The sequence below is a fragment of the Acinetobacter lactucae genome (assembly GCF_001605885.1).
Classification (GTDB): domain Bacteria; phylum Pseudomonadota; class Gammaproteobacteria; order Pseudomonadales; family Moraxellaceae; genus Acinetobacter; species Acinetobacter lactucae.
Genome location: NZ_LRPE01000039.1, coordinates 247,068 through 268,140 on the forward strand (window position 1 = coordinate 247,068; position 21,073 = coordinate 268,140).

Here is a 21,073-nt window from a genome sequence, read left to right on the forward strand (position 1 = left end):
ACGTCAGTTTGAGCCAAAGCATTTTATAGTTTTTCTACTCAAGTGATTTTGCAAAAAGAGTGTGAAAAATGAAATATAGAACTTTAGGACAAACAGGCGAAAAAGTATCAGCACTTGGTTTAGGTTGCATGGGAATGAGCTTTGCCTATGGTGCCTCAGATGACACACAAAGCATTGCAACTTTAGAAAAGGCCTTAGACCTCGGCATTAACTTTTGGGACACAGCCGACATGTACGGCAACGGCGCAAACGAAGTTTTGCTCTCAAAAGTTTTAGAAAAACATCGTGATAAAGTGTTCTTGGCGACCAAATTTGGCTTTCGCTATAAAGAAGACAACCTTAATCCACAAAACTCGTTAGAGTCTTATATCGACGGTTCTCCAGAGTGGATTAAAGTTGCGGTCGAAAACAGTTTAAAACGTTTAAATACAGACGTGATTGATTTGTATTATGCACACCGCATTGACCCAAACATTCCAGTTGAAGACACTATTGGCGCGATGGCTGACTTGGTCAAACAAGGTAAAGTGCGTTATTTAGGACTCAGTGAAGCGTCGGCTGAAACCATTCGTAAAGCGCATGCAATTCACCCGATTGTAGCGGTTCAACATGAATATTCTCTCCTCACCCGCGACTTTGAGCAAACCCATTTGCAAACTATTCGTGAGTTAGGTATTAGCCTTGTGCCATATTCACCGTTATCGCGTGGTTTAATTACCAATACGCTTGATGTGGGCAACCTAGACGAAAACGATTTCCGTCGTCAGTTACCACGCTATCAGGGCGATAACTGGAAAAATAACCAAAGCTTGGCGCAAGCATTTAGCGAGTTTGCTCAAAGCAAAAATGCAACAGCGGCTCAACTGGCTTTGGCTTGGATTTTGGCGCAAGGTGACGACATCATTCCAATTCCGGGTACGCGTAAAATCGAGCGACTTGTGGAAAATGCTGGCGCTGTAGATCTTGATTTAACAGCGGCAGACTTGGCTGAAATTGATGCGATTATTGCGAGATACCCAAACATGGGCGCACGCTATAACGCTCAGCAACTTGCAGCGGTGAATCATTAAAAACCAAGCTATAAAAAAAGTCCGACTTTGTGTCGGACTTTTTAATTTAATTTTTGCTATATGTGCCTTGCTGGCGTCCACCTTCCCAGATCGCGTCTAAGGATTTGTCAGAAATATTTAGGCTTTCAGGGAAAATACTTAAATCCTTTTTAAATTTAGCCTCTGGTTTTAAACCAATACAGTCTCCGTTTTTCCACCATGTGCCTTCAGCATATTGGTCTAAAGCACCCACAACCAACATCCATTGAAACTTACCGTCGGGTTGAAGTAAAAGTTCTGAACCGACTTCCATCACACCATTTAAATAATAGTGTCCACTCCAAGCCTGATCAGCTTGCTGAAATTTCACTTCTTTACAGGTGCTGGTTGGCTCAGCATAAATTTGAGATGAAATCGCAATCGTAGAAAGTAGTAGCAATCGGACAAATATATTTTTCATTATTTGATTTCCTGCAAAGTCAATAAATTTCATTTTCAATCAATTTGTTAGTTAGCTTTATCCATCCCTGTCTTAGAGCAAACAAATGGGATTCTTAGGTTTTTATATATTCTTCATAAGAAGAGACTACGGTTACATCTTCTGCTAGGAAATCAGGGTACTTTTCTCTTAGTAACTCAACACATTTCGGATTTGCGGTTACTACAACGAGGGGGTCACTCGGGTAGGTAACAAACATGGGGAAATCACTAATGAGTTTAAAAACTGCTCTCTCCATTTTTTCTGATCCGCATGGTTTGAAAATAGTTAATCCTTCTACACTCGAGTTATCCTTACCGAAAGTTATGGAGAAATGACAGTGTACGCCTGCCATCCTGCCTTCATATACCTCTACGCCATAGTCCAGAAAGTAATAATTGTCATCTATTTCTGTCCAATAAGGACTAAAAATATCTAATATATCCTCTTTGGTTGCAGAATCTTCCATTGAAAAAATAAAATATTCAATACCCATGTTTTCTCTCTTATTTACGATGTCTCATTATTCAATTAATACGATCCAGCATAGGCATACATTAGACCAGCTACACCAATACATAAAAGAATGATAAAGGCTATATTCTGTGTCTCAGACTTGTTTTTACGTTTTTTACCGTATAGCCCAACAATTACTGCAATTATAATTATTAAGATACTAGCGAGCATTACAAAGCCCATCATAATGCCCTGGCCGATATTTGCCGAACTTAACATGCAAGTTTCCTTTTAAATCTTAGAAAATAAAACTAAGGAATTTATTATTTTCCAGACTCAACTTTTAAATACGTACCGTCGGCATAAACGTTATGTCCAAAGCCACAACCCGAGTTACCTTCGTTCTGTTTGACCTGAATATAATTTCCTAATTTCGCATTAGATTTAAAATCGAGCTGAATACGGCAGTCTTCATTTTTATAAACCGTTTGCTTTTTATTAGTCGGCATTTTGGTGTCAAACTCGCCCATGTTCGGACCATAAATTAAGCTTCTAAGTCCCATATATAAACCGGCATAACTGATTGCATATTGGCCCTGCTTACGGCTTACCGTGATGTGATCCCACTCACCAAAACCGGAGTAACGTACATACTCACCTGACAAATCATTTGAGGTTTTAGGTGTTGGTAATTGCTTAAGATTGAACTGACTCGATTTTGATTTTTCATCAAGCATAAACCATGCTCTTGCCCAAAGTGGTTGACCTAATTTAGCATAGGCTAAGCCCACGTTATTGTTGGCAACTTCAATATCACGGTCAGTAAATTTACCTGTAGTTTCATCTTGATTGGCTTTACAAAATGCAGTCCAAGACGCTTGGTTTTGGAAATTTTCGAGTGCTTTTTTATATTGTTTTTGGTCGTAGAATTTCTTACCTAAGCTCGCATATTGCTTCACTTTATTACAGCTTTGCTGTAGCTCTTGTGCAAAAGAAAACTCTGCATGAGTCACCGCCAATGCCGAAAGTATGAGAACCGCGCAACCTGAAATAATCGATTTAATCATTTTTAAAATTCTTTAATAATTAACTAATTATATAATATGAGTAAGCTCTATAAATCACAATTCTCTGCAACAAAACTCTATTAGAAGCGTTTAGATTTTTATAAAGTTTATTAAATTAATTCAGAATAAATTGTTGAGAATATTAAGCGTTAATTGGTTATTTTTGTTGAATATTCATCCAAAAAATATTGTAGACTGCATGCGTAAAACTTAGGAAGAATTATAAGCGTGAATAATTTAATTACTGGAACCCTATTTGCACTTTGTGCGGCTGCACTTAATGCTTCTATTGGTGTAATTAGTAAATTACTCATGCACAGTGGCTTAAGCCCACAAGATATTGCCTTTTTAAAAACCATCATCGCCTTTTTCTTTTTAAGTGTGGTTTTATTTAAAGTGCCTGTTAGCCAAAAGATTGCTTTTATTAGCAGCACGCCAAGTAAACTCAGCGTTTTTACCCAAATTGCCATATGTGCTTTTTTAGGGATTTTCTCTTTATTCTTTTTCGAAACCATTGCCTACAACCACGGTGCAGCAGCTAATGTTGTGGTGGTACTCATGGCTTCGGCTGCCATCTCTGCCCTATTTTTTGGTCGGTTTATTTTAAAAGAAAGTATCTACATTCATTCTCTTATTGGAACATTATTGGCAGTCGCGGGGATTAGTATTATTTCATGGAAAGGCGAAAATAGTCTTTTAATGCTGATTAATGCTTCTATTGCCGGCACAGGCTATGGCCTATTTTCGGTTTTAGTGAAAAAGTTCAAATTAAACGGCGGGCTGTTTCTAACCAAATATTTATTGCTGTTTGGCAGTGTTTATCTTGCCGTTCCGTTTTTAGTAAACTTGCATAGCATTACTTTTAATAGTGACATTGTTTTAGGTTTGATTGGTTTAGCTGTGCTGCCGACCATCCTCGGCTTTTTCTGTACCACCAAAGCGTTGTCTTATATGAGTGCCGCAAAGGTACAGGTGACCGAGCTTTCAGAACCTATTTTCGCAGCGCTTATGGCATGGGTTTTCATTCATGAACAGCCAACTTTATCGTTTTTATATGGCGCGATTTTTATTATTGCCGGCATTTTTTTAATGAACAAAGCGCCGAAAACAATCTAGCCAATTTCATTGATATTCCTCTGCGTGGTGACAAGCCACTTGCACCACACTGGCAAAGTTAATCGCCATTTGTGAAGGGGCGTGTTTTTTATAAGCAAGTCCTAAACCCACCGTAGGTACAGGCGCTTTCAAAGAGCGATAAGCCACCCCTTGTATTTGCAATTGTTTGGTCGACTCTGGCACCAAAGACACCCCTAAATTTGCAGATACTAACGATAAAATAGACACAATTTGTGGAGCGTTTTGTCCAATTTTTGGTTCAAAGCCACGCTCATGGCAGGCTTGTTTAATCGCATCAAAAAGCCCTGCGCTAATTGAAGGCGGCGAGACAATAAAATCAAGCTCTCGTAGTGCCGTTAAATCAATTTCTGGTGATGCATCGTCGAGTTGAAAAGACTCGGAAGGCAAAGCAGCAATGAGTGGCTCTGCCAATAATTCTTGAATAATTAAACTGTCTGGAATGTTGCGTGGTGAGCGAATAATCGCGACATCTAAACGGTCCTCAAGCAACAGGTCAATGAGCAGTAAAGTGTTGGCCTCTTCAAGCTTTAAATTCACTTTCGGATATTGTTGCTGAAAATAGCGAACGCATTTAGGAATTAAAGGGTTCAACATTGAAGTCCCTGTAAAGCCTAAACGTAGTTGACCGACTTCGCCATTTGCCACTTGTTTAACGAGGTTCGCTGCATCTTCTACACGCTGCTGTATAGGCTGAATGGCATTTAAAAAGGCAAGCCCAGCTTCAGTTAGCCCCACCCCATGCGGAGATCGAATAAATAAATCTGCACCCAGCTCTTCTTCTAAGTCTCGTATTTGCATGCTTAAAGGCGGCTGGCTCATGTTTAAGCGCTGCGCAGCTTTGGTGAAGTTTTTTTCTTCTGCTACCGCTAAAAAGTAGCGTATATGTCTTAGTTCCATCGCTATATATAAAACATATCATGATCCATTGTTAAATATATTAGAAAAATACCTTTCAAATTGCTAATTTTAATTTATCGAATTTTCTCGATGCAGCGTGCCCACAAGCACTGCACTTTCTTTCTGTCATGGTCATGATATGAACTCTTCATCTACACCCAGTACCTTAGGCACTGAGACAACTTCTGTTCTGTCCCGCGAGTGGATTCACAAAGGCACTAAAGCCTATAAGCATGCAGGATTCGCTTTATTCTTGGTTGGCTTTGCCAGTTTCTCACTGATTTATTGTGTTCAGCCGCTATTGCCTGCATTTAGTCAAAGTTTCCAAATTAGCCCTGCGAGTAGCTCTTTAGCACTGTCATTAACGACGGCCTTTTTAGCCATTTCAATTGTGCTATCGAGTGCCTTTTCACAAGCGATTGGCCGTCGTGGTGTGATCTTTACATCCATGTTATGTGCCGCAATTTTAAATATTGTCTCAATGTTTACACCGAACTGGCACAGCTTACTGATGGCGCGTGCTCTAGAAGGTTTGCTGCTCGGTGGTGTACCCGCAGTCACTATGGCGTGGATTGCCGAAGAAATTGCACCTGAGCACTTGGGTAAAACCATGGGTCTATATATTGCAGGTACGGCTTTTGGTGGCATGATGGGCCGTGTTGGCATGGGGATTTTAATTGAGTATTTTTCATGGCGCACAGCTTTAGGTTTACTTGGCGCAATCTGTGTTATTTGCTCAATCGCCTTCGTCAATCTACTGCCAGCCTCACGTAATTTTGTACAGAAAAAAGGGCTGAATTTAGGATTTCATATGCAAATGTGGCGTACCCATTTAACCAATACAAAACTATTACGTCTGTTTGCCATTGGGTTCTTGCTCACTAGCGTGTTTGTGACCTTGTTTAACTATGCCACTTTCCGTTTAAGTGGAGCGCCTTATTCACTCAGTCAGACGCAAATTAGCCTTATTTTCTTGTCGTATAGCTTTGGCATGGTGTCTTCATCGTTGGCAGGAACGCTAGCCGAGCGTTTCGGTAAAAAAACCATGATGATGAGTGGCTTTGCACTCATGATTGTGGGTAGCCTCATGACCCTACTCACCTCACTTTTCGGCATTATTATTGGCATTGCATTTATTACTACGGGTTTCTTTATTACCCACTCACTTACAAGTAGTTCTGTAGGTGCTGAAAGTAAACAAGCTAAAGCCCACGCCAGTTCACTCTACTTACTTTTTTACTATATGGGCTCAAGTATTGTCGGCTCGGCGGGCGGTTGGTTTTGGCTACACGGCGGATGGAATGCGATTGTAGTTTTAACCGTCGTACTTTCATTGTTTGGAATATTTTTAGCGGTTTATACCACACACGCGAAAGCGCATTAATTTTTAAGGTAAAGGAAAATCATATGTCGAGTTTATTTGTTTATGGCACTTTAGGCCCGGGTCGTCCTAATGCACATATACTTGAAAATATTGGCGGACAATGGTCAGAAGGTTGGGTAAATGGAACCTTACGTAATGAAGGTTGGGGAGCGGATTTAGGTTATCCGGGAATTGTACTTGATGATAGTAGCAATCAAGTGCAAGGTTTTGTTTTTAGCTCAGAACAGCTAGACGCGAACTGGAAATTACTCGATGACTTTGAAGGTGAAGGCTATGAAAGAGTACCTGTGCAAGTCACTTTAAATAGTGGCGAACGTGTTGATTCGTTTATCTATGTGTTGAAAACTCAATAAATCAAACAGCGTGCTGTCTTCATAAAAGCAGATAGCACGCATCTTTATATTTCACACAGTCGGCACTGTACCACCATCAATCACAAACTCAGTACCCGTAATCGCCGAAGCCCGTTCAGAGACCAAATAAGTAATTAAATCTGCCACCTCTTCCGGTTTATTTGGGCGCCCTAACGGAATCCCACCCAAAGCATTCATAATGATTTGCTTCCCCCCTTCATAATTTGTTTCTGCTTCGAGTGCAAGACGCTCTGCCAAAGCCACAGCAGCTTCAGTTTCAATCCAACCTGATGCCACGCGAACAACACGTATTCCCTTTGGAGAAATCTCTTTAGATAAACTTTTACTATATGTAGATAACGCCGCTTTTGCTGCTGCATATGCAGTCGTTGATTCTGGTAAAGGCAGTTCTCTCTGAATGGAAGTTACATGAATAATGACACCGGAACCTTGCTCTAACATCAGAGGTACCAATGCCCGATCCAGACGAATGGCAGGCATTAAATTTAAATTGATTTCTCGCTCCCATTCTTCATCACCTAATACAGCAAATCCGCCTGCCGGAGCAGATGAACCACCTAAAACGTGTACAACGATATCAATTTTCCCCCAGTGTTTCTGCACAGCCTGCACTAGCTCACTGCATCCTTTAGCTGTAGTTAAATCAGCTTCAATAAAATACACATTTTGTGGTAAATCCCCTGCAGGATGGCGAGCAGCAGTCATGACTTCCGCACCTACCTCATGTAATGCTCTTACAACAGCGGCTCCTGTTCCCTTACTGCCACCTGTCACCAACGCCTTTTTTCCTAAGAGTTGTAAAGGAAAATTCATACGGTAATCTCCAATACTTCAATTTTTTCATCGGTTAGCTGGAACGCATAATGTAAATTGATCGGACTACCGGGGAAGTTACCTTCTACACGTGCCAAAACCACATGCTTTCCGTTCTGCATCTCTATGCTCAGTGGTTCAGCATAATATTCATATTGAGTCGAAGCTTGCTGTTTCCAGCCCAAGATAGCCTTATGCCCCATATATTCGTGTCCTTCATCGCGCACGACACCATGCTCTGTAAAACAAGCAACTACTGCTTCTGCCGTCTGCCGATCTGATTCAAAATAATGTTGAATGATTGATGGCAATAAAATTTGGTGAGCCATATATCTAAGCCTTAAGTAAATTGATGCTTTCGATTGTAGCCCTACAAGATTCTTGTTATAAGAGGGATAATATGGGATGAATTAATGCAGAAATCGGGACAATGAACAACACCAGCCTAACGGATCTAAAAGCGGTGATTGTGCTTGCCAACCACCGTAATTTTCGGTCAGCAGCAGTTGAACTCGATATGTCTTCTTCAGCGCTTAGCCGAAATATTGCCCAGCTAGAACATAATTTAGGGATACGCTTATTTAATCGTACAACCCGTAGTGTTTCACTGACTGAAGCAGGAATACAGTTTTTAAATCGTATTACCCCAGCATTGGAACAAATTGATCTTGCTGTTCAAGAGACATTAGACCGTCGCGCCACTCCTTCAGGAACATTAAGAATCAATGCGGAAGAAGGTATGTCTCGGCAAATTTTGCATTCTGTAATCATTGAATATATCCGTCGCTATCCGGATGTACGAGTTGATCTCGTTTCTGATGGAGAATTCATTGATATTGTGAAAGAAGGTTTTGATGCTGGCATACGTTTCGCGAGTACCGTCCCGCAAGATATGGTTGCCATTGAAATAGGCCCTAAGCAAAGCATGGCGGTAGTTGCAACACCAGCTTACCTAAATACACATGGTATCCCCCACATACCTTCTGATTTGTTAAAGCATGAATGCATTCGCCTACGATTACCTAGCGGTAAAATTTATAAATGGGAATTTACTCAAAACAATGAATCTTTAACAGTCGATGTTTCAGGACATCTTACAATTGATACCTATATGTTAGCCATTGATAGTGCTTTATCTGGTATTGGCTTAGCTTACACAGGACATTGGTTTGTAGCTCCTCTCATCGAACAAGGTCGACTCATACGTGTTTTGGAGGAGTGGACACCTCACTATGCGGGTCTATGTTTATATTACCCGCAAGGAAAATATCCTAGTGCTGCGCTACGTGCTTTCATTGACTTAGCGCGTGAACAGCGACTTATTCCTTCCTATCCCATTCTTTAAACTGTTTGCTATTATCAGATATGAGAAAACATCTAACTGCTCATTTTTTGGCTTGTAATTTTTTTAAGAAACTGTAAAATTCTCACCACATCGCCGGCATAGCTCAGTTGGTAGAGCAACTGACTTGTAATCAGTAGGTCCACAGTTCGAATCCGTGTGCCGGCACCATCATTAAACCTCATGAATATTTGATTTATGAGGTTTTTTGTTGTCTGTAGATTTTAGACTATTTGATTTTCACGGACTATTGTGGCCCATTTGATCGATAGTCTAGTGATATAAAATAGTTCATTAAATCTACTTCATCAGGTATTGGATCTGTTCTAACTTTTACGTGGATAGTAAGATGGTATGATTTGATACATTAAGAATATTAAAGGTATTAATAAATTTTAAATTGCTGGCTAACACTCCCGAATAGGAGTTAATTGCCTAACAATGAGATAAAGAATAGTTATTTATAGTGATAAAAAATAATTTCTACAGGAAATTAGAAGAAAAATTATTTAACGAATAATAACCAAAATCGTAGTAAGATGTTCCGATATTAATAAATTAAAAAACCCAATCACTTTAGATTAGGCTTTAAAATCATAAAAATATAAAAAATTTCAATTGAATAAACCCAGCTTTTAAATAAAATACGCCATAATATTTTAAAACGTACTATACTTTAATAGCAATTAATTAAGACGAACCAACAAGAGGAATCAAATCCTTAATATGGATTACGCCTGGATTTGAAATAATTATTAATGGTATTTCATTATCTTTATTTACTTGAGCATTTAAACCTTTTCGAGATGTTGTTTTTGCTACAGAACCACGTGTTTTACATACTATTCCTATAAATTTAAATGGCTCTCTTAAATGTTTATTCAATTTCAATAAACTACATAACCATTCACACAAATATATCCCAGCAAAAATTTGTTTAAAGGCCTTAGCACCTGCGTTCTTAGACTTTAAATCTAAAACAAGAATATAATTATTGTTTTCATAATTAAGAACAATAATACCATCACATACACTAACAATACCTTCTAAAGGTCCATTTACAATAAATTCCCAAGGGTGCCCCCCTTCTTTATCTAAAGTAAATCCAAAACCTTGTGAACCACCAATTTTTAAAAATTTATTAGTTGAACTTTTGGATATTTCTTCAATTTCAAACATATTTCCGGATTGTTTAAGTCGATAGTCTGATTTAATAATTTGCTGAAATGCTTGGATTAAAGTTACAGGCATTATTACTAGCCCTCACTCAACACATATGAATAGTAAATATCATCACTACTATCGTTTAGCTGATTAATTTGCTCATCAAAAGTTTTTGCGATAATCCCTTCTTCATTAACCTCCATCTCTTTGAGCTCTCCACACTCAAAAACATATGCACCAATTTTATCCTTTGTTAGTAAAGCTTGACTATCTATCGAGTATTTTCGCAATAATTGACTTTTAGTCGCTTGGTTACCATTATTCTCACCAAGCATGATCAAGGAATTTAGCTCTCTAACAAAATAATCGCTATGTGTGCTTACGACTATTTTTAATCCCATATTCACCATTTTTGCGATTAAACGAGCAACTAATCTTTGATTGGATGGATGCAAGTTTAGTTCGGGTTCATCTATCATTAAAACACTTTGTTCCTTTGCTTGATATTCAAGATAAAACCAAAGACCAAATAAACTTTTTGCTGTTGAAGAAGATAAGTGTAAATCCATTTTAGGAACAGTTGGACCACCTCTTTTCTTTTTAGGCATAAAGGTAATATTACCTTCAGCATCAATATTATATTTACCACCAATTAATTTCTTAACTTCTTCAGCTAGCTCATGATATTTATTCTTTTCTGCACTTTTTTTTATATTAGTTAAATCATTTAACCAATCTATATAATCCGCAATTGGTTTAGCATATTTTGATCCTAGAACATCTTTTAGCAATAAATGTAAATCAAGTTCATCCCTAGAAGCATGATGTAATAAAGCTGTTCTTCTACTACTAAGCTCTCTATAAAACAGATGTAAACCATTTCTTTCTGCTGGTATTAAAAAAGTACTTTGTTGCTGCGCATTTCTACCTACTAAATAATTATAAATTAATGAGCTGATAACATCATTTAGAATTTCTTTAGGTAGATCTTTTATCAAGGTCATAGAAATAACTTGACTATCTTTAGATTTTATAGCTTTAAAGGCATGAATTTGCTTAGATCCCAATGAAAACTCAAATTCAAAAGATCTTCCCTTATTTCTCTCTAGTATTTCAGTAAGAACGACCTCCCATTTAAAAATAGAATTCTCAAATAGACTACTGTCTGAACTAAATATACTTGGTAACTTCATTTTAGTTGCTTTTTCAATGGAGCTCAGAGTGTCTTTAAAATTCTTTTCGAGCCATTCCTCTAAATTAAATTCCAAAATACCATTTTCTTTAAGATCAGTAACTATTTGATCTACACCAGCAAAGCTGCTAATTTCCTGATTATTCAAAAAACCATAAATAGTATACATAACCCATGTTTTACCTGTGTTATTTGGTCCACAAAGCAAAGTAAGAGGTTTGACTTCAATCGTACCACTCTCAAGATTTCCAAGATTTTGAATTGAAAATGTCCAAGCAGTATTGCCTTGATTTGACATTATATTTTCCTAAATTTAATCATTTGACTCTTATAGTCTGATACTATCATATCGACAGTTAATAAGAACTATTCCTTAAATGAGTAGAATATCTTTAGAACTATCTGTGATGTAGATGCTTATTTCTCATTTAACATGAAATCTTATCTACAAATTTTAGTAAAGTGTTTAATAATAAGAAATGAAAAAAGCCCAACATCCTGTTGGGCTTTTTTCGTATTTCGTTACTAGGCATACATCCTGTAATACCTCACGTCCTGATGCTTAAACTTATTATTGTTGTTTTACGTTTTGGAACTTCCTGTTCCTGATGAGTTCATCATAGGCAATTCGTGAGATCATAGAAAGACGATAATTTCCTGAATGGATGTAGGAAAAAACGTACATGGTTCTTTTAAATTTAAAACTTGATTTATCTATCATGGAAATAAAAATATGAATTTATAAGAAGTTATGTTCTTCAATTAAATAAGAAAACGATATAATGAGTTTATTACTTTATTTCTAAAATAAATTTAAAAACAACAAGGAACGACATGTCTAATCTACCATCAAATCTTTTTCAACCTTTAGTGATCATATTTGCATGCCTTATTATCCTTGTAAGTAAAATGCCTCAGCTAAAATTTAGAAAAACCATATTATTTTTAGCTCTTGGCAGTCTTACTTTAATCTGTGCTTTGGCAATATTTGGCTTCTTTAATTAAGCCTTATTTCTTGCTCTTCTCTATCATTTTTTCAAAGTGTTTAAGGTTTGGGTTCAACATGTCCCACGCATAGGTCTGGCTCACAAAAACCTCCGCTTTAGGATGATAGAGACTTGGGTCATCCAAAGTGCCTGCGCGTATTGAAATCATTTCAGGAACAAGTTCAGGTAAGCCAAAAAGTTGAGAACCACAAGTCGGGCAAAAAGCTCTTTTAATGGGACGACCAGAAGAACCTAATGTCTCAAAATATTTAAGTTCGCCACTTATTTTCAATTCAGATTGATGAAAAAAAGCAATTGGTGCATAGGCCGAACCTGTTGCTTTTTGGCAATCTCGACAATGGCAATTAAAACTATAACGTGGCTCTGCATCACTTTGATAGCTCACAGCTCCACATAAACATGATCCTTGATATTTAACTGACATGGCTCACCCTATTTTTTTATTGCTGTAATTTGAATATAACGTACATACCCATTTTGGTAGAGTTGTTGGCATAACTTTGCAGTCATTTGGATTTTAAAATTTGCCAACCCTCGGTTATGGCTTTGTGCTTGTTGATTTTGAATATACTGTGAAAAACCTAATAATACCTGTTCTGATAAATCTTCGATTTTAATATCTGTAAAACCTTGTTGTTCCAAGGTAGTTCTCAGCATCTCTTCCGTGAGTAAGGCATCCCAAGTGACATCGGCTGCTTTAAGTAAATAACGATGCTTTTGTTCTTGTAGCATGGTCATGTTGTGACATGAGTCGGCACGCATCAAGTAATGAAAACCTAATCGTCCTTTTGAATTTAAAACTGGCGTAACCGAATCTAGAAATGAATTTAAATTGCTGTGATAAGCCGCATCGATACAGAGCACTACATCGAAGCCTTGTTTAAATTCAAGTTGTTTTAAATTTAAAAATGAACCGCAGAAAATCTGACTTATTTCGGGAATAAGCTTTTGAATTTTATGAACGCATTGGACTTGTAAGTCAACTGCGCTAAGGCTTTTAGGCTGATAATGCTTTAACCAGTGCAACAAACTTGCACCCTGACCGCAGCCTAAATCTAAGAGATGATCTTTTGAATTTAAATTGACAGCTTGTGCCAAATGATCAGCCAATTGGCGACAAGCTTCACGGTAGCTTTGGGTATTTTTCCAAAAACCCAAATTTGTCCAAGCAATCTCCCCATCATCTCCCAAGTTTGATGCATCAATTGCATATTTATGGGGAATGAGTCGAGAAAGAGCTGCTCGAACTTTTGTTTTCACAATTTTAGTAGCCGAGTTCTGGGGCAACTTCTACCTTAGGTTTTAAACCTACAAATGGTAAAGGTGCACCTAAAATTTCAGCAATATGCATTGCAGAAGTGACTGCTGACTCTAAAATTGGCAAGCCATCGCACGACCATGAACCACAGTAGAATACTTTACGGCTTGGGTCTAAATGACGTTGTTGCAATTCTTTGTTTAAAGCAACCGTTTGCGAGTCTACAACTGCACGCGTTAAAGTCACTTTTGAAATCACTTTTTTAGGGTCAATATCAACCACTGGACGCCAAGTTTGGAATACAGGATTTTTACCTACGAGTGTTGGCTCGACCGCATTCATCCATACAGTGAATTGCTGACGTGTAAACTTACGGTCCATCATGTAGCTCAACACTGACCAGTCTTTACGGCGTGGCGGCATGACTGTCGCATCGGTATGAATCACAAGATCGCCTTGTTCAAAGCGGAATTGCTTAAGCAAGTTCATATCTTCTGCAAACTGTTCAGGATTTAAAAACTCATCGATTTTAGATGTTGGGGTTGCAACAATCACTCGATCAAACAAGTTCTGTTCACCTTGGCTATTTTCAACCAGTACTTTTTCGCCTTGTTGCTCAACTTTCTTAATTGCCGATCCGCTATGGATATCGATGCCTTTAATTAAGCTATCTACAAATGCTGGTGTGCCACCTTTCATACGTAACAGCATGTCGCCATCAGTTAAGTGACGTAAAAACTCAAGTAAGTTTTTTGCAGGCCAGTCGCCAATTGTTTTTGGATTACACGTACAAATTGTATAGAGCACTGGCATAACCACGCCATGCCAAAATACTTCTTCAATATCGTTCTGATTAATAAATTCAGCGAGGGTAATATCTTGATTTTTAGATTTGAAAAACTGGTGAATCGCAGTTTTTAATTGCAACATCCCTTTCACAAGACGCCAGCCATATTGCTGGATGCCTTTACGGTTATTAATAATCGGGAAATTACCAATACGGCTACGAGATGTCGTTAACCATGTTTCCGTACGATCTTCGAATAACCAGCTACAAGACATATAAGTACGAACCGGGAAGGTTTTAATACCTAAATGAGCAGCAAGGCTAAGTGTATTTTTCCATAAGTGAGGATTCATCACACGTAGCGGTGCATCAATAATTCCACCATCGAACTCAATACTATGGCTATCCATTCCCCGGCCAGGAAGTGCTTCAAATATCGTGATCGTATGCCCTGCATCTTTCAGAATTCTTGCTGCCGCAAGCCCTGCCATTCCACTGCCAATAATTGCGATATTCAAAATGATGTCCCATTTTTCGAGAATTTTTTTGATTATCACTCATACCCTAAAAAAACGCCGTATTAAAAACTACCAGATTTTTATTTTTTGCATCAATTTATATATAAGAAATTTAAAAGATTCAGCCAGAAGTTTTTCATAAAATTTTACAAAAGCAGATGAATGTATAAAACTCTATATTTTTTAAAAATTTAAAAAAAATCTTTTAAATAAAATAAGATAATTTAACTATATTTATATCATTTGTTTTACAAGCATCTTTTTTTAATATATTATTAACTCATAATAATGAGAAGCAAATCACACAAAACAATGCCGAAACAACAATGAAAACCATCATAAAAATAGAACCTTTACAGCGAAAAAGCCCGCTATTCACACTTGATAGCGGGCTTTTTATTACTTTGCTTTTAGAGCTTAATCAAACACAATTCGGCAATTTATGCTTCTTGCATGATTGAACCGAATTTTCCGCGATTAAAATCATTAATCGCTTCCATAATCTCAGCTTTGGTATTCATTACGAATGGACCATAACCTTCGATTGGTTCATTGAGTGGTTGGCCAGTCAACACTAAAAATTTAGTGTCTTCTTCTGCATTCAAACTAAACTCAACACCCTCACGAGACAAAATCGCAACGGTTTTACCTTCAAGGCGATTTGCATCATTGACCACAATCGCGCCATCTAATACTACAACAAGCGTGGTGTGACCTTCAGGTACATAGAGAGTATGTTTCTGGCCTTTAGCCAATTTACCATCCCATACATTTAATGGGCTAAATGTGGTTGCAGCACCTTTTGCATCTGCATATTCACCAGCAATCACACGCAAATGGCTACCGTGCTCGTCTAGTGCAATGTCTGGAATTTCTTTCGCTTCAATCGCTTGGTATTTTCCAGGCGTCATTTTTGAATGAGCAGGTAAATTAACCCACAATTGCACCATTTCAAAAAGACCACCATGCTCTGCAAATTCAGGAGAATGGAACTCTTCATGCAACACACCTGCACCCGCAGTCATCCATTGCACATCACCAGTTTTAATGGTTCCGCCGCCACCACTTGAATCTTTATGAGTCACTTCACCTTGATAGGCGATGGTCACTGTTTCAAAGCCACGGTGAGGATGCGAACCTACACCTTGCTGTTCGGTCGTTGGTGAGAAGTTATAAGGCGCTGCATAATCGAGTAACAAAAATGGGCTTAGGGTTTGGCCTAAACGGTCATAAGAGAACAGGTTATATACAGGGAAACCATCACCCACCCAATGCATGTGGTTATTTTGATATGCACCAAGAAATTTCTTCATCTGATCTCTCCTATATATGTAGGATTTTCTTGAACTGAGATTGATTTTACGCCCCAATAATTGCAGTTTATAGATCAGGATTAGCAACACATTATTTCATCTATGAGACAATCCCTCTTTTTCAGAAAGTGTCTCGTTGATCGTCCTATTTTTAAAATTCTTAATCCTATTTTTTAGACTTAAACACAACATAAAACTCAACTAGCATAATTTTAGGCAATAACGACCTACTCAATAATTTTTGATTATTCATTTAGATAACACGAGGAAATAAAAAATGGCTCAAGATTACGTGCGCTTAGACAAGGATAATGCTGCGGTTCTTTTAGTTGACCACCAAGCAGGTTTACTTTCTTTAGTTCGAGATATCGACCCAGATAAATTTAAAAACAACGTATTAGCGCTTGCAGATGCGGCGAAATATTTCAATTTACCGACTATTCTCACTACCAGTTTTGAAAACGGTCCAAATGGTCCTTTAGTTCCAGAATTAAAAGAACTTTTCCCAGATGCACCTTTTATTCCACGGCCTGGTCAAATCAACGCTTGGGACAATGAAGACTTTGTAAAAGCGGTCAAAGCGACAGGTAAAAAACAACTGATTATTGCAGGTGTAGTGACTGAGGTTTGTGTAGCATTCCCAGCTTTATCTGCCCTCGCAGAAGGTTTTGAAGTATTTGTGATTACTGATGCTTCTGGTACTTTCAATGAATTAACCCGTGACGCTGCTTGGGACCGTATGTCAAAAGCAGGTGCTCAGCTTATGACTTGGTTTGGTATGGCATGTGAGTTACACCGTGACTGGCGTAATGATGTGGAAGGTCTCGGTGCACTCTTCTCAAATCATATTCCTGATTACCGTAACCTGATGACCAGCTATAATTTTAATACATCGCAAAAATAAGCTGAATTGCTAAGATTAGAGTGCCTAAGCACTCTAATCTTAAATTTAAATGGATTGATCGGACATTGATAAGCTCTTTTGATGATTTTTATTATTTCTATTTAGTCGTAAAACACGGCGGCTTTAGTGCGGCCAGTGAAGCCGAAAATATAAGTAAATCGAAACTCAGCCGACGTATTATTGATCTTGAAAATAAATTTAATGTGAGCCTGATTCAAAGAACTACCCGCCATTTTAAAGTGACCGATTTAGGTCAAGAATTTTATGAGGAATGCTGCAAAGTTATTGCTCAAGTTGAATGTGCAGAAAACGTTTTGTTAAAGCAAAAAAGTGAACCGCAAGGGGTAATAAAAGTAAGCTGCCCGCCCTTAATGATGCATTTTCAAATTAGAAAAATTTTAAATCAGTTTTTAAAAACCTACCCTAAAGTTGAAATATCGCTTGAGCTGACCAGCCGTCGAGTAGATATTTTGCATGATGATATCGACCTCGCCATTCGTACCAATTTCGAACCGAATGAAGATTCAAATTTAATTGTTCGTGATGTGATTAAAACCGACCACTGCCTAGTGGCTTCGCCTGAATTACTGCAAGGTCGCACCATCGAGCATTATTCCGAGTTACAGGAATTTCCAAGTATTAGCTTAGGGACTCAAAAACAAAATTATATTTGGCATTTATGCAATATTCGTAACGGTGAATCGGTTGATATCCCTTATCAACCACGAATAAAAAGTAATGATTTGGCAGGCGTTTACTATGCCGTGATGGATGGTTTAGGCATTGCCGATCTTCCCTTTTTAACTGTCGAATCTGAAATTCGTAAAGGTACACTGGTTCATATTCTTCCTGACTGGAAGTCGAATATTGGCATGCTACAACTGGTTTATGTGTCCAGAAAAGGCCAACGTCTTGTGGTTGAAAAACTCATTGAAACCCTGATTGAAGAACTCAGACGTTTACCAGAAAGCCATGAAGGATACCTACCGACTTAAATAAAAAAACCGGTCATGAATGGGCATGACCGGTTTTTGTGAAACATCACATACAGCATAACTGCATGTTTTCGTTCAGAACAAAACGAACTCGTTTTGGTTCCTTACTCAGATAAGTCTACGCAGAGGTATTTCATTTCGACATATTCTTCGATGCCGAATTTTGAACCTTCACGGCCTAGACCTGACTGTTTTACGCCACCAAACGGAGCAACTTCATTTGAAATCGCACCCGTGTTAATGCCGACCATACCGTACTCAAGTGCTTCACCCACTCGCCATTGACGAGCTGTGCTTTGAGTAAATAAATAAGCAGCTAAACCAAACTCGGTATCATTCGCCATCGCCACTGCTTCATCTTCAGTTTTAAAGCGGAATAGTGGTGCAAGCGGACCAAAAGTTTCTTCTTTAGACACTTTCATGTCTTGAGTTACGCCAGTTAAAACCGTTGGCTCAAAGAATGTGCCACCAAGTGCCGAGCGTTGACCACCAATACGAACTGTTGCGCCTTTCTCGGTTGCATCTGCAATATGAGACTGAACTTTTGCAATCGCATCTTCATCAATTAAAGGCCCTTGGGTTGAACCTTCTTGACGACCGTCACCAACTTTAAGCTTAGACACAGCTTCAACCAGACGCTCTGCCAATGCATCGTAAATACCGTCTTGAACATAAATACGGTTAGCACAAACACAAGTTTGACCGCTGTTACGATATTTACTTGCCATAATGCCCTGAACAGCTTGTTCAAGATTGGCATCGTCAAATACCACAACTGGTGCATTACCACCAAGTTCAAGCGAAAGCTTTTTAATGGTTGGCGCACATTGTTGCATCAAGATACGGCCAACTTGGGTTGAACCTGTAAAGCTGAGCTTACGAACAATATCGCTTTCGCATAGGGTTTTACCAACTTCAACTGCATCACCACTAATGTTAATTAAAACATCAGCTGGTAAACCTGCCTGTAAAGCCAATACTTCAAGCGCATAAGCGGTTAACGGCGTTTGTTCTGCAGGTTTAACCAACATTGAACAACCCGCAGCAATCGCTGGACCTGCTTTACGCGTAATCATGGCAGCCGGGAAATTCCACGGCGTAATTGCAGCAGTAACACCAATCGCTTGTTTAATCACAAGCAAACGTTGATTTGGCAATGTAGGTGTTAAGACTTCACCATCAATACGGCGCGCTTGCTCTGCAAACCAGCGAATAAATGATGCTGCATAACCAATTTCACCACGTGCTTCTGCCAATGGTTTACCTTGCTCAGCTGTTAAGATTTGAGCCAGATTTTCTTTGTGCTCAAGCATGAGGTTGTACCATGCCAATAGCACATCAGCACGAGCCAAGGCAGTTTGCTTTTTCCAAGCAGCTTGCGCTTTTGCTGAACGATTAATTGCGGCTTCAACCCCTGCACGGTCATAGGTTTTTACCCATGCCAAAGTTTCACCCGTAGCAGCATCATTTACCTCGACATAGTCATTTGATGCAGGTGCTTCTAATGAGATATCAGGATGTTTTAATAAATACTGCAAATTATTTTGAATCATGCAGATTGCTCCATTGCTTTTGCACTACCTGCTTTTAGAGTTGCAAAACCTTGTTTCAAGATATCAAGGCCTTGGCGGAATTGTTCAGCAGGAATGGTTAATGGATATAAGAAACGAATTACATTACCGTATTTACCACAAGTAAGAAGTAACAACCCGTTTTCCATTGCATAGTTTTGTACAACTTTTGCTTGTTCAGCTGTTTCAAGCTCTACTGCAACCATTGAACCTAAAGCACGAATATCAGTTACTACGTCGCCTGTTGCTTGTTGAATATCTTTAAGGGTAGCTACTAACTCTCCACCTAATTCATTTGCACGGTCGCATAGGTTTTCTTCTTCAATCGCATCAATCACAGCATGCGCAGCAGCAACCGCAATCGGGCTACCTGCATAAGTACCACCTAGGCCACCTGGATTTGGTGCATCCATCACTTCTGCACGGCCAACAACACCTGAAATTGGGAAACCACCGCCCAAGCTTTTCGCCATCGTAATGAGGTCTGCTTTAATCTCGTAATAGTTCATTGCGAACAATTTACCAGTACGAGCAAAACCTGATTGCACTTCGTCAGCAACCAATAAAATACCGTGCTTGTCGCAAATTGAACGTAAACGTTTTAAGAACTCAGCTGGCACCACATTGAAACCACCTTCACCCTGTACTGGCTCAAGTACGATTGCTGCAACATCATGTGGTGCAATATCTTCACTGAAAATATCTTCAACGCTTTCAATTGCCGCGTCTACTGAAATACCTTTAGCAGGCACAGGGTAACGTGCGTGGAATACACCCGCTGGCATTACCCCGAAATCACGTTTGTAAGGCGCTGTTTTACCTGTCATTGCCATGGTCATGAATGAACGACCGTGGAAACCATTACCGAAAGTAATAATGCCGTGACGACCTGTATAACAACGAGCAATCTTCACCGCATTTTCAACTGCTTCTGCACCAGTTGTAAAAAAAGCTGACTTGGCAGGACCAGCAATTGGCGCGCGTTCATTAATACGCTCAGCTAAAGCTACATAGCTTTCATATGGTGTTACTTGATAGGCAGTATGCGTAAATTTAGTGAGTTGCTCAGTCACCGCTGCAATCACTTTAGGGTGGCGATGGCCTGTATTTAAAACCGCGATACCACCCGCAAAGTCGATAAATTGATTGCCTTCCTTGTCCCAAAGCGTAGCATTTTCAGCTTTTTCCGCATACCACTGGCACATCACGCCTACACCACGTGGAGTTGCTTGCTGTTTACGTGCGTTAAGTGCAGAATGTTGATTATCCATTTGATTCCCTCATATTTTCATCATCAGTTGCAGCTTTGGTTTTTTGCATCCTGTGCTTAATTTTCAGGGTGCTTTACAACGACTGCCTATGCATGT

At 38.9% G+C, this 21,073-nt stretch carries 21 protein-coding genes, 1 tRNA gene and 1 pseudogene; 8 read left to right on the forward strand and 15 right to left on the reverse strand.

What is annotated here, in order from left to right; genetic code table 11:
• Positions 1-68 precede the first annotated feature (68 nt).
• On the forward strand, positions 69-1,070 hold the full coding sequence (locus AWW73_RS17185) for an aldo/keto reductase (protein ID WP_062850253.1): 1,002 nt from the start codon (positions 69-71) through the stop codon (positions 1,068-1,070).
• A 46-nt stretch (positions 1,071-1,116) separates the two neighbouring features.
• On the opposite strand, the gene AWW73_RS17190 is transcribed toward AWW73_RS17185, so the two are convergent.
• The 4 genes from AWW73_RS17190 to AWW73_RS17205 form a co-directional block, all read right to left on the reverse strand.
• A complete protein-coding gene (locus tag AWW73_RS17190; protein ID WP_062850359.1) occupies positions 1,117-1,509 on the reverse strand; it encodes a hypothetical protein in 393 nt (130 codons plus the stop codon).
• 94 nt (positions 1,510-1,603) lie between these two features.
• Entirely contained in the window at positions 1,604-2,023 is a 420-nt protein-coding gene (locus AWW73_RS17195; RefSeq protein ID WP_062850254.1) for a hypothetical protein, read from the reverse strand.
• A 35-nt stretch (positions 2,024-2,058) separates the two neighbouring features.
• Positions 2,059-2,262 (reverse strand): hypothetical protein, encoded by a 204-nt coding sequence (locus AWW73_RS17200; RefSeq protein WP_062850255.1) that lies wholly within the window; start codon positions 2,260-2,262, stop codon positions 2,059-2,061.
• A gap of 44 nt (positions 2,263-2,306) precedes the next feature.
• A complete protein-coding gene (locus AWW73_RS17205) occupies positions 2,307-3,050 on the reverse strand; it encodes a hypothetical protein (RefSeq protein ID WP_062850256.1) in 744 nt (247 codons plus the stop codon).
• A gap of 228 nt (positions 3,051-3,278) precedes the next feature.
• Between AWW73_RS17205 and AWW73_RS17210 the strand changes: the two genes are divergently transcribed.
• Entirely contained in the window at positions 3,279-4,166 is an 888-nt protein-coding gene (locus tag AWW73_RS17210; RefSeq protein WP_062850257.1) for a DMT family transporter, read from the forward strand.
• Here AWW73_RS17210 and sxtR read toward each other — a convergent pair.
• Positions 4,163-5,084 (reverse strand): annotated as a pseudogene (gene sxtR / locus AWW73_RS17215) (multidrug efflux pump transcriptional activator SxtR). The gene AWW73_RS17210 and the pseudogene sxtR overlap by 4 nt on opposite strands.
• 139 nt (positions 5,085-5,223) lie before the next feature.
• Here sxtR and sxtP point away from each other — a divergent pair.
• A complete protein-coding gene (gene sxtP, locus AWW73_RS17220) occupies positions 5,224-6,468 on the forward strand; it encodes a multidrug efflux MFS transporter SxtP (protein WP_062850259.1) in 1,245 nt (414 codons plus the stop codon).
• A 23-nt stretch (positions 6,469-6,491) separates the two neighbouring features.
• Positions 6,492-6,821, forward strand: a complete 330-nt coding sequence (locus tag AWW73_RS17225) for a gamma-glutamylcyclotransferase family protein (RefSeq protein ID WP_062850260.1) — start codon at positions 6,492-6,494, stop codon at positions 6,819-6,821.
• Between the two features lie 51 nt (positions 6,822-6,872).
• Here the strand turns inward: AWW73_RS17225 and AWW73_RS17230 are convergent, their stop codons facing one another.
• On the reverse strand, positions 6,873-7,655 hold the full coding sequence (locus AWW73_RS17230) for an SDR family oxidoreductase (protein ID WP_062850261.1): 783 nt from the start codon (positions 7,653-7,655) through the stop codon (positions 6,873-6,875).
• Positions 7,652-7,984 carry a nuclear transport factor 2 family protein gene (locus AWW73_RS17235; protein ID WP_016142814.1) on the reverse strand — a complete coding sequence of 111 codons (333 nt, stop codon included), beginning with the start codon at positions 7,982-7,984 and terminating at the stop codon, positions 7,652-7,654. The genes AWW73_RS17230 and AWW73_RS17235 overlap by 4 nt, the downstream gene beginning before the upstream one ends.
• Before the next feature lie 101 nt (positions 7,985-8,085).
• Between AWW73_RS17235 and AWW73_RS17240 the strand changes: the two genes are divergently transcribed.
• Both AWW73_RS17240 and AWW73_RS17245 read left to right on the forward strand, forming a co-directional pair.
• Positions 8,086-9,000, forward strand: coding sequence for a LysR family transcriptional regulator (locus tag AWW73_RS17240; protein WP_062850262.1), 915 nt, complete (start codon positions 8,086-8,088; stop codon positions 8,998-9,000).
• Between the two features lie 92 nt (positions 9,001-9,092).
• A tRNA-Thr gene (locus tag AWW73_RS17245) sits at positions 9,093-9,168 on the forward strand.
• Positions 9,169-9,687: 519 nt separating this feature from the next.
• Here AWW73_RS17245 and AWW73_RS17250 read toward each other — a convergent pair.
• The 6 genes from AWW73_RS17250 to AWW73_RS17275 all read right to left on the reverse strand — a co-directional run bounded on the left by AWW73_RS17250 (position 9,688) and on the right by AWW73_RS17275 (position 16,236).
• Positions 9,688-10,248, reverse strand: coding sequence for a hypothetical protein (locus tag AWW73_RS17250; protein ID WP_062850263.1), 561 nt, complete (start codon positions 10,246-10,248; stop codon positions 9,688-9,690).
• Between the two features lie 5 nt (positions 10,249-10,253).
• Positions 10,254-11,651 carry an AAA family ATPase gene (locus AWW73_RS17255; RefSeq protein WP_062850264.1) on the reverse strand — a complete coding sequence of 466 codons (1,398 nt, stop codon included), beginning with the start codon at positions 11,649-11,651 and terminating at the stop codon, positions 10,254-10,256.
• A gap of 710 nt (positions 11,652-12,361) precedes the next feature.
• Positions 12,362-12,784 carry a GFA family protein gene (locus AWW73_RS17260; protein ID WP_000114353.1) on the reverse strand — a complete coding sequence of 141 codons (423 nt, stop codon included), beginning with the start codon at positions 12,782-12,784 and terminating at the stop codon, positions 12,362-12,364.
• A gap of 8 nt (positions 12,785-12,792) precedes the next feature.
• Complete coding sequence (locus AWW73_RS17265; protein WP_062850265.1) at positions 12,793-13,620, reverse strand: SAM-dependent methyltransferase; 828 nt, start codon at positions 13,618-13,620, stop codon at positions 12,793-12,795.
• A gap of 4 nt (positions 13,621-13,624) precedes the next feature.
• Complete coding sequence (locus tag AWW73_RS17270; RefSeq protein ID WP_005066911.1) at positions 13,625-14,923, reverse strand: FAD-dependent oxidoreductase; 1,299 nt, start codon at positions 14,921-14,923, stop codon at positions 13,625-13,627.
• Positions 14,924-15,363: 440 nt separating this feature from the next.
• Positions 15,364-16,236 (reverse strand): pirin family protein, encoded by an 873-nt coding sequence (locus tag AWW73_RS17275; protein WP_062850266.1) that lies wholly within the window; start codon positions 16,234-16,236, stop codon positions 15,364-15,366.
• Positions 16,237-16,513: 277 nt separating this feature from the next.
• Here AWW73_RS17275 and ycaC point away from each other — a divergent pair, with 277 nt between their 5' ends.
• On the forward strand, positions 16,514-17,140 hold the full coding sequence (gene ycaC, locus AWW73_RS17280) for an isochorismate family cysteine hydrolase YcaC (RefSeq protein WP_057106285.1): 627 nt from the start codon (positions 16,514-16,516) through the stop codon (positions 17,138-17,140).
• A 20-nt stretch (positions 17,141-17,160) separates the two neighbouring features.
• Positions 17,161-18,135 (forward strand): LysR substrate-binding domain-containing protein, encoded by a 975-nt coding sequence (locus AWW73_RS17285; RefSeq protein WP_062850267.1) that lies wholly within the window; start codon positions 17,161-17,163, stop codon positions 18,133-18,135.
• 104 nt (positions 18,136-18,239) lie between these two features.
• On the opposite strand, the gene AWW73_RS17290 is transcribed toward AWW73_RS17285, so the two are convergent.
• Both AWW73_RS17290 and gabT read right to left on the reverse strand, forming a co-directional pair.
• Positions 18,240-19,688 (reverse strand): NAD-dependent succinate-semialdehyde dehydrogenase, encoded by a 1,449-nt coding sequence (locus AWW73_RS17290; protein WP_016142807.1) that lies wholly within the window; start codon positions 19,686-19,688, stop codon positions 18,240-18,242.
• Positions 19,685-20,977 carry a 4-aminobutyrate--2-oxoglutarate transaminase gene (gene gabT / locus AWW73_RS17295; RefSeq protein WP_062850268.1) on the reverse strand — a complete coding sequence of 431 codons (1,293 nt, stop codon included), beginning with the start codon at positions 20,975-20,977 and terminating at the stop codon, positions 19,685-19,687. The genes AWW73_RS17290 and gabT overlap by 4 nt, the downstream gene beginning before the upstream one ends.
• Positions 20,978-21,073: the final 96 nt, after the last annotated feature.

Bases quoted from the DNA above. Each gene is read 5' to 3' on its own strand.
- AWW73_RS17185 (WP_062850253.1), top strand. From the start codon at position 69: ATGAAATATAGAACTTTAGGACAAACAGGCGAAAAAGTATCAGCACTT.
- AWW73_RS17190 (WP_062850359.1), bottom strand. From the start codon at position 1,509: ATGAAAAATATATTTGTCCGATTGCTACTACTTTCTACGATTGCGATT.
- AWW73_RS17195 (WP_062850254.1), bottom strand. From the start codon at position 2,023: ATGGGTATTGAATATTTTATTTTTTCAATGGAAGATTCTGCAACCAAA.
- AWW73_RS17200 (WP_062850255.1), bottom strand. From the start codon at position 2,262: ATGTTAAGTTCGGCAAATATCGGCCAGGGCATTATGATGGGCTTTGTA.
- AWW73_RS17205 (WP_062850256.1), bottom strand. From the start codon at position 3,050: ATGATTAAATCGATTATTTCAGGTTGCGCGGTTCTCATACTTTCGGCA.
- sxtP (WP_062850259.1), top strand. From the start codon at position 5,224: ATGAACTCTTCATCTACACCCAGTACCTTAGGCACTGAGACAACTTCT.
- AWW73_RS17225 (WP_062850260.1), top strand. From the start codon at position 6,492: ATGTCGAGTTTATTTGTTTATGGCACTTTAGGCCCGGGTCGTCCTAAT.
- AWW73_RS17230 (WP_062850261.1), bottom strand. From the start codon at position 7,655: ATGAATTTTCCTTTACAACTCTTAGGAAAAAAGGCGTTGGTGACAGGT.
- AWW73_RS17235 (WP_016142814.1), bottom strand. From the start codon at position 7,984: ATGGCTCACCAAATTTTATTGCCATCAATCATTCAACATTATTTTGAA.
- AWW73_RS17240 (WP_062850262.1), top strand. From the start codon at position 8,086: ATGAACAACACCAGCCTAACGGATCTAAAAGCGGTGATTGTGCTTGCC.
- AWW73_RS17250 (WP_062850263.1), bottom strand. From the start codon at position 10,248: ATGCCTGTAACTTTAATCCAAGCATTTCAGCAAATTATTAAATCAGAC.
- AWW73_RS17255 (WP_062850264.1), bottom strand. From the start codon at position 11,651: ATGTCAAATCAAGGCAATACTGCTTGGACATTTTCAATTCAAAATCTT.
- AWW73_RS17260 (WP_000114353.1), bottom strand. From the start codon at position 12,784: ATGTCAGTTAAATATCAAGGATCATGTTTATGTGGAGCTGTGAGCTAT.
- AWW73_RS17275 (WP_062850266.1), bottom strand. From the start codon at position 16,236: ATGAAGAAATTTCTTGGTGCATATCAAAATAACCACATGCATTGGGTG.
- ycaC (WP_057106285.1), top strand. From the start codon at position 16,514: ATGGCTCAAGATTACGTGCGCTTAGACAAGGATAATGCTGCGGTTCTT.
- AWW73_RS17290 (WP_016142807.1), bottom strand. From the start codon at position 19,688: ATGATTCAAAATAATTTGCAGTATTTATTAAAACATCCTGATATCTCA.
- gabT (WP_062850268.1), bottom strand. From the start codon at position 20,977: ATGGATAATCAACATTCTGCACTTAACGCACGTAAACAGCAAGCAACT.